This window comes from Streptomyces sp. SID10853 (assembly GCF_010548145.1).
Classification (GTDB): Bacteria; Actinomycetota; Actinomycetes; order Streptomycetales; family Streptomycetaceae; genus Streptomyces.
The window spans coordinates 1-1,117 of the sequence record NZ_JAAGLN010000494.1 but is presented as its reverse complement, the minus strand read 5'-3'; the positions used below and the strand labels follow the sequence as shown (position 1 = coordinate 1,117).

The window sequence follows — 1,117 nt, the reverse complement described above, 5'->3', positions numbered from 1 at the left end:
GCGGCCAGTACCTGGGCGAAGTCGGTCACCGGGAGGTCGGCGTAGGCAACCTGCTTTCCGGCCGCGGCGGAGATCGCGGCGGCGAGCTCGGTCAGGGTGAAGGATGCGTCGCCGCCGAGCTCGTAGACGGCGCCGGTGTGGCCTTCGGTGGTGAGGACGGCCGCTGCGGCTTCGGCGTAGTCGGCGCGGGACGCGCCGCTGATCCGCCCCTCGCCCGCGGCGCCGACGACCGCGCCGTTCTGCAGGATCTGCGGCAGCTGGCTGGTGTAGTTCTCCAGGTACCAGCTGTTGCGCAGCAGCACGCTGGGGATTCCGCGGTCCCGTAGATACTCCTCGGTCTCGTTGTGCGTGGCACCGATGACGGTGGTGGCCGTGTCCGCGTGCGTCGTGCTCGTGTACGCCACCAGCGACACGCCTGCGGATGCCGCGGCGTCGATCACGCGGCGGTGGTTGGCGACCCGCTCGGCCACGGGGACGGAGGCCGATATCAGCAGCAGCCGGTCCGCCCCCGCGAATGCCTCGGGCAGGCTGTCGGTGTCCGCGAAGTCCGCGCGGCGTACCGTGATGCCCCGGTCGGCCAGGTCCTTGATCCTCGCGATGTCCCGACCGGTCGCGATGATGTCCGCGGCCGGGATCCCGCGCCGCAGCAGTGCCTCGATGGTGAGCCTGCCCAGCTGGCCGGTGGCTCCAGTGACGACGATCGCCATGATGGTCATTCCTTTCTTCCGCGCGTGCACCGCACGCCTGCCGCAGTCCGTCTGCGGTGGGGTGGAACCCAGAATGACCTGGACACTCTCCGATGGGGAGTAGCCACTTCTTGGTAAGGTACTTACCGAGCCGATAGCAATGAGGTGAGCCGTATGACCGCTGTCGAGAACGTGACCGGACCCATACCGTCGTTCGATCCGTACGAGCGCGGCTGCCCGTCGCGGGACCTGCTCGACCAGATCGGCAGCAAGTGGGCGGTCCTCGTGCTGGGCGAACTCGGCCGGAACGGCGCCTCCCGGTTCGGCCGGCTCCGGCAGACGCTGGCGGGCGTGAGCGAGAAGATGCTCACCCAGACGCTGCGCACCCTCGAACGCGACGGGCTGGTCCGCCGGACCGTCTACCCAGAGGT

The 1,117-nt window shown here is 69.5% G+C and carries 2 protein-coding genes; one reads left to right on the top strand and one right to left on the bottom strand.

The features are described 5' to 3' along the window. On the bottom strand, nt 1-707 hold a 707-nt coding region (locus G3I19_RS36595), incomplete at its 3' end, for an NmrA family NAD(P)-binding protein (protein ID WP_239075066.1). Between the two features lie 153 nt (nt 708-860). On the opposite strand from G3I19_RS36595, the gene G3I19_RS36590 reads away from it, so the two are divergent. Then, the coding region (locus G3I19_RS36590; protein WP_164267959.1) for a helix-turn-helix domain-containing protein at nt 861-1,117 on the top strand (257 nt) is incomplete at its 3' end.